Below are 7,032 nucleotides of genomic sequence, written 5' to 3' on the forward strand. Positions count from 1 at the left end.
CTCAGTTAGAACTGAGGCTTTACAACAACTAGAATCACAACAGCAAATAAAATTAAGGTTGGCATTTCATTAAAAAAACGCCAGAACTTATGTGATTTATAGTGAGCATTTCCGATGAGCTTTTTACGATAATAGCCACATACCAAATGATAAATCACCAATAAAGCCACTAATCCAACTTTGAGGTAAAACCATGTGGCTTGATGATAATGTCGAGTTGCATCACCCCATTCTACAAGGAAATGGGCGGTAATTAATGTAGCAATCATCGAAGGCCACATAATTCCTCGATACAACTTGCGTTCCATTACCTCAAAGCGTTGATGACTTGCAGCATCTTCACTCATAGCATGATAAACATATAGACGTGGTAAGTAGAACAAGGCTGCGAACCAACAAACCACGGCAATAATATGTAATGCTTTTACCCACAAAAAAGCATCAGAAGGTGCATCCATCGATAATCCTAGGTGGGATTATGCATCCCACTTCTTGAAAATAAGGCAAGCGTTAACACCGCCAAAGCCAAAACTGTTACTCATTACAGTATTCAATTTTGCATCACGTTTTTCAAGTACGATATCAAAAGGTTTTGCGCCCTCATCAAGCTCAGTTACGTTGATGTTTGGTGCAATAAAGTCATTCTGCATCATTAGCACAGAGTAAATAGCTTCTTGTACACCAGCGGCGCCCAAGCTATGGCCAGTCATAGATTTGGTCGAGCTAAGAGGAGGTACATTACCTTCACCAAATGCACGCTCCATTGCTTTAAGTTCTGTAATGTCACCAGCTGGAGTAGAAGTACCATGTGTATTTACATAGTCAATTTTTTCTACGCCATGTTGCTTAGCTTCTTCAAGTGCCATTAATACACAACGTGTAGCACCTTCACCGCTTGGAGCAACCATGTCTGCGCCATCACTGTTCGCAGCATAACCAACGACTTCAGCTAAAATATTTGCACCACGAGCTTGTGCGTGTTCAAGTGATTCAAGTACTACGAAACCGCCACCGCCAGCAATAACGAAGCCGTCACGGTCTGCTGAATATGGGCGAGATGCTGTTTCTGGAGAGTCGTTATATTTCGAGCAAAGTGCGCCCATTGCATCAAACAATAAACTTTGAGACCAGTGATCTTCTTCACCGCCACCAGCAAGCATAAGGTCTTGCTTGCCAAGTTGAATTAAGTTGTATGCATAACCAATTGCATCTGCAGAAGTTGCGCAAGCACTTGTAATAGTATGTGAAATACCTTGTAGTTTAAATGCAACACCTACGTTAGCAGTAATGGTGTTTGACATATTACGCGGTACAAAGAATGGACCCACTTTACGTGCGCCTTTAGTTTCTAATAATTCTGTCATTTCAACAACAGAAGCAGTTGAGCCACCACCTGAACCACCTGCAATACCATAACGTGGATTACCAGCAAGTTGTTCAGGAGTAAGTCCTGCATGTTCAACTGCAGCTACAGCAGCGTTGTATGCATACATCGCACATACGCCCATGAAGCGTTTTAATTTACGGTCAATATTATCAAAGTCTTGTTCTGCAGCAGCGCTGACATGACTTTTGAAATTAAGTTCAGCATAAGTTGGGTTAAAACGTGTCCCGGAGATTCCATTTTGAAGTGAGTGAGTAACTGCTTCTAAAGAGTTACCGATACATGAGTTAATACCCATACCAGTGATTACAACACGTTTCATCTACAGGTCCCTTTATGGTGATATATAAGAGTCTATCGTGTTCAACAGCTATGAAAATGAATAGGAGAATATAGCTGTAAGAAAACGAGACCAATGTTTTGCGTTGTTAACATGATAGCAGAAAGGTTTTTTATTTCTTATGGCAAATCTTTATGACAATTTTACATTTAAAAAAAATAACTAAATACATAGTATGTTGCATTTAGGGTTAACTAAAATACACACATTCAAGTTGAGATAAATCCACATTCCACCTAGTATTTATCTCTAATTAGATAAATTAAAAAATCGAGGTACTTGATGACAAAATTTAATAATAATCAATCTGACAATTTGTTTTCTCAGGTCTTCGGAGTGGCTAAAAAGCTCAGTTCTACAGGATTGAGTATTTTACAACAGAACCAATCAGGTGATGTAAGTAAGGTCGTTGAACCAATCCCAACTGGTAAAACTGTTGAAGGTAAATCACGAACAAAAAGCCCATTTGAAGTTGAGCAATATGAAAGTCCTCAACAAATGCTACGAGAGCATTTACCAAAAGTCACACGTCAGGTGTTTGGGCGCCATTTCAAAAAAGTAAATGGCGTTGCTACATTTCTTTCACCTGATTGGGACGAAAAAATCTCAGGCCATTTATTTAACTGGTTAAATGACTTTAGTTCAAAAAGTACCTTAACTGAAAAAATCCTAGAAGAAGCGGGTGCTAAAGATTTATTTGAATTAACTAAAGACACAGGACGTTCTCAACGTTTAAGTCAGGCACTTATTGAACAAAACAAGCTCATTGCGACTGTACAAGGTGCAATTACAGGTGTATCAGGTGTCGTTGGTGCGGCTGTAGATATTCCAGTTTCATTAGTTTTGGTTTTAAGAACTATTTATCAGACAGGAAGATCACATGGCTTTGATTTGTTGGAAGCTACTGATCAAGATGTTGTCGAGTTTATTTTTAAAGAAGTTGATATTAGCCTGATTGCTGAGAAGCAAACCCTGTTGTTAGCTTTAAAAACATTAAGAAATATGTTGGAAACACAAGATATTCATCAATTTCAGCAAGTGCTAGGTTCAACCACAGATATAGAGACTCTAAAGAACTGGTTGGTAGATGAAGATGGGGAGTTCAAATGGGAATGGTTGAATCGTATTCCGAAACTCTCAGCTTTTGGGAAATTTACCCCAATTGCAGGTGCGGTTTTAAGCGCAGTGTATAGCTGGAAGCTGCAAGAAGATGTGGGGCATAAAGCTCAAGCAATTTTTGGAGCGGCAAGACATTATTTAAATGAACACCCTAGCGAGCATTTATCTCCGCTGCAAGCCTATTATGCTGCGGTTACACTCATTCAAAAAGCAAGTCCAAGACTTTTAAATATAGGTGAAGATGGCAATATTCATGCTGCTCATCATCATAAAGTAGAAAATCATGAGGTGATTTCAAAAGTTTCTATTGTGTTAAAGCCTACGGAACGCGAAAAGAGTGAAGAAAAAATTCAGGAAAATGTTCATCAAGGTTTAGAACAACTTGCTGACAAACATGTGAAAGAGCATGAGCATACTGAGCAAAAACCTGCTTTAACACCAGAGGATGATAACGAGATATTGGAAGATAAAAAATACTCTTAACAATACACTTACAAAGTAGAAGTTTAAAAATTGAAAATAGACTCTATTTAAATTTGTAAATCGTCCTGTCAAACATTGATATGGTCAACATTTGGTAAGTATTGCCGTGTTGACCATTTTTGCATCTTGGCTTACAATTATGTGCCCTTAAAAAGAGGTATTTTCTTTTTAAGGTTTTTTAATAACGGGAGAATTGCCATATGGCAACAACGAATCAGTTGATCCGTAAGGGTCGTACGACTTTGGTTGAAAAATCCAAAGTTCCTGCGTTGAAGGCTTGTCCACAACGTCGTGGTGTTTGTACACGTGTTTATACAACTACACCTAAAAAACCTAACTCAGCTATGCGTAAGGTTTGCCGTGTTCGCTTAACTTCAGGTTTTGAAGTATCTAGCTACATCGGTGGTGAAGGCCATAACTTACAAGAGCACAGTGTTGTTCTTATCCGTGGTGGTCGTGTTAAAGACTTACCGGGTGTACGTTACCATACCGTTCGTGGTTCATTAGACTGTGCTGGTGTTAAAGATCGTAATCAATCACGTTCTAAATACGGTACTAAGCGTCCTAAGAAGTAATTCTAGGAAACTAGTCGAATAAGCCCTTTAGCGTTTCGCTTGTTTGAATTCTTCATAGATTTGTAATTCAAGCGACGTATAGTAAGGCCAGCGTCGTGTACATGACACTTGTACAAACTGCTGGATCATCCTGAAGTGTCATATTATTAGGTGTATTAAAATGCCAAGACGTCGCGTAGTCGCTGCTCGTGAGATCCTTCCAGATCCAAAATTTAGCAGCCAAACAATCGCTAAATTCATGAACCACGTAATGCAAGATGGTAAAAAATCTATTGCAGAAAGTATCGTTTACGGTGCTTTAGAACGCGTTCAAGAAAAAAATAAAGTAGACCCAGTTGAATTTTTCGAGACTACTCTTGAAAAAGTTCGTCCTATGGTTGAAGTAAAAGCACGCCGTGTTGGTGGTGCTACTTATCAAGTACCTATGGAAGTACGCCCATCCCGTCGTACTGCCTTAGCTATGCGTTGGTTAGTAGATGCTGCTGCTAAGCGTTCTGAAAAAACGATGGCTTTACGTCTTGCTGGTGAGTTGCTTGATGCAGCTGAAGGTAAAGGTGCAGCAATCAAAAAACGTGAAGATGTGCACCGTATGGCTGAAGCTAACAAAGCCTTCTCTCACTACCGTTTCTAAGCGGATAAAACAGGCCTTATTCAGGAGAATATTCATGCGTACAGCAGCTCGATTCAACATCGCTCTCTATCAAAGTGGGGGCTTTGCAGGTATTTAAGTTGCCTGTTTGGATATTCGCGCGCATCAATTTAATTGGTGCGTCCTGTTTTAAATATAACATTTAGGAATGTAGACATCATGGCTCGCCAAACCCCAATTACTCGTTACCGTAACATCGGTATTTCTGCGCACATTGACGCAGGTAAAACAACTACAACTGAACGTATTTTGTTCTACACAGGTGTATCTCACAAAATTGGTGAAGTACACGACGGTGCAGCAACAATGGACTGGATGGAACAAGAGCAAGAGCGTGGTATTACAATTACCTCTGCTGCTACAACTTGTTTCTGGTCTGGTATGGGTAACCAATTCGAACAACACCGTATCAACGTAATTGACACCCCGGGACACGTAGACTTCACAATCGAAGTTGAACGTTCTATGCGTGTTCTTGACGGTGCGTGCATGGTTTACTGTGCTGTAGGTGGTGTACAACCTCAGTCTGAAACTGTATGGCGTCAAGCGAACAAATATAAAGTGCCTCGTTTAGCATTCGTGAACAAGATGGACCGTACTGGTGCAAACTTCTTCCGTGCTGTTGAGCAAGTTAAAACTCGTTTAGGTGGTAATCCTGTTCCTATCGTTGTGCCAATTGGTGCTGAAGATACATTCCAGGGTGTTGTTGACCTTATCGAAATGAAAGCGATTATCTGGGATGAAGCATCTCAAGGTATGAAGTTTGAATATGCTGATATCCCAGCTGACCTAGTTGATACGTCTAACGAATGGCGTACAAAAATGGTTGAAGCTGCGGCTGAAGCTTCTGAAGAATTAATGGACAAGTACCTAGAAGAAGGTGATCTTTCTAAAGAAGACATCATCGCTGGTTTACGTGCTCGTACATTAGCTTCTGAAATTCAAGTAATGCTTTGTGGTTCTGCATTCAAGAACAAAGGTGTTCAACGTATGTTGGATGCTGTAATTGAATTCTTACCATCACCTACAGAAGTTAAAGCGATCGAAGGTATCCTTGACGACAAAGACGAAACTAAAGCGTCTCGTGAAGCATCTGACGAAGCTCCGTTCTCTGCGCTTGCGTTCAAAATCATGAACGACAAATTCGTAGGTAACTTAACATTCGTACGTGTTTACTCTGGTGTTCTTAAACAAGGTGATCCGGTTTATAACCCAGTTAAAGCTAAGCGTGAACGTATCGGTCGTATCGTGCAAATGCATGCGAACGAACGTCAAGATCTTGATGAAATCCGTGCAGGTGATATCGCAGCGTGTGTAGGTCTTAAAGACGTTACAACTGGTGATACATTATGTGATGAGAAAAACATCATTACTCTTGAGCGTATGGAATTCCCAGAGCCAGTAATTTCATTGGCTGTTGAACCAAAAACTAAAGCAGACCAAGAAAAAATGTCTATCGCTTTAGGTCGTTTGGCTAAAGAAGATCCATCGTTCCGTGTTCGTACAGACGAAGAATCTGGTCAAACAATTATTGCTGGTATGGGTGAACTTCACCTTGACATCATTGTTGACCGTATGAAGCGTGAATTCGGTGTTGAAGCTAACATTGGTAAACCAATGGTTGCTTACCGTGAAACGATCAAAAAGTCTGTTGAACAAGAAGGTAAGTTCGTACGTCAAACTGGTGGTAAAGGTAAGTTTGGTCACGTATATGTACGTCTTGAACCGCTTGATGTTGAAGAAGCTGGTAAAGAATACCAATTCGTTGAAGAAGTTGTTGGTGGTGTAGTACCTAAAGAATTCTTTGGCGCGGTTGACAAAGGTATTCAAGAACGTATGAAGAATGGTGTATTGGCTGGTTACCCTGTTGTTGGTATTAAAGCTACATTATTCGACGGTTCTTACCATGACGTCGACTCTGACGAATTATCGTTCAAAATGGCAGGTTCTTATGCCTTCCGTGATGGTTTCATGAAAGCGGATCCTATCCTTCTTGAACCTATCATGAAAGTTGAAGTAGAAACTCCAGAAGACTACATGGGCGATATCATGGGTGACTTAAACCGTCGTCGTGGTATGGTTCAAGGTATGGACGATCTTCCTGGTGGAACAAAAGCAATTCGTGCAGAAGTTCCTCTTGCTGAGATGTTTGGTTACGCGACTCAAATGCGTTCTATGTCTCAAGGTCGTGCGACTTACTCTATGGAATTTGCTAAATATGCTGAAACTCCACGTAACGTGGCTGAAGGCATCATCGCTAAATTCCAAGCTGGCGGTAAAAAAGGTGACGACGAGTAATCTTTCGATTACTATAAGCCCAAACTAATTTCTTAGTTAAAAACCAAGTGCTCATGGGGTGACCCTCCATGAGTAGTTTATAAAGGAAGATCATCATGGCTAAAGCCAAGTTTGAACGTAATAAGCCACACGTAAACGTGGGCACAATCGGTCACGTTGACCATGGTAAAACAACTTTAACTGC

7 protein-coding genes are annotated in these 7,032 nt (G+C 40.4%); 5 read left to right on the forward strand and 2 right to left on the reverse strand.

The features are described 5' to 3' along the window. Positions 1-5: 5 nt before the first annotated feature. Both hemJ and KTJ10_RS17445 read right to left on the reverse strand, forming a co-directional pair. Entirely contained in the window at positions 6-458 is a 453-nt protein-coding gene (gene hemJ / locus KTJ10_RS17440; RefSeq protein WP_002120291.1) for a protoporphyrinogen oxidase HemJ, read from the reverse strand. An 18-nt stretch (positions 459-476) separates the two neighbouring features. Continuing rightward, positions 477-1,706 (reverse strand): beta-ketoacyl synthase N-terminal-like domain-containing protein, encoded by a 1,230-nt coding sequence (locus KTJ10_RS17445; RefSeq protein WP_002120440.1) that lies wholly within the window; start codon positions 1,704-1,706, stop codon positions 477-479. Positions 1,707-2,006: 300 nt separating this feature from the next. Here KTJ10_RS17445 and KTJ10_RS17450 point away from each other — a divergent pair, with 300 nt between their 5' ends. The 5 genes from KTJ10_RS17450 to KTJ10_RS17470 form a co-directional block, all read left to right on the forward strand. Beyond that, positions 2,007-3,326, forward strand: a complete 1,320-nt coding sequence (locus KTJ10_RS17450) for an EcsC family protein (protein WP_262442517.1) — start codon at positions 2,007-2,009, stop codon at positions 3,324-3,326. A gap of 200 nt (positions 3,327-3,526) precedes the next feature. Continuing rightward, positions 3,527-3,901: a 30S ribosomal protein S12 gene (rpsL, locus tag KTJ10_RS17455; protein WP_002050319.1), complete on the forward strand. Its 375-nt coding sequence runs from the start codon at positions 3,527-3,529 to the stop codon at positions 3,899-3,901. A 160-nt stretch (positions 3,902-4,061) separates the two neighbouring features. After that, positions 4,062-4,532: a 30S ribosomal protein S7 gene (gene rpsG, locus KTJ10_RS17460; RefSeq protein ID WP_001138055.1), complete on the forward strand. Its 471-nt coding sequence runs from the start codon at positions 4,062-4,064 to the stop codon at positions 4,530-4,532. A 177-nt stretch (positions 4,533-4,709) separates the two neighbouring features. After that, a complete protein-coding gene (fusA, locus tag KTJ10_RS17465; protein WP_002120436.1) occupies positions 4,710-6,848 on the forward strand; it encodes an elongation factor G in 2,139 nt (712 codons plus the stop codon). A 95-nt stretch (positions 6,849-6,943) separates the two neighbouring features. Then, positions 6,944-7,032, forward strand: an 89-nt coding sequence (locus KTJ10_RS17470) for a GTP-binding protein (protein WP_072292276.1), incomplete at its 3' end; no start/stop codon positions are given.

It is taken from the genome of Acinetobacter sp. WU_MDCI_Abxc222, assembly GCF_025514755.1.
In the GTDB taxonomy this organism is placed as follows: Bacteria; Pseudomonadota; Gammaproteobacteria; order Pseudomonadales; family Moraxellaceae; genus Acinetobacter; species Acinetobacter geminorum.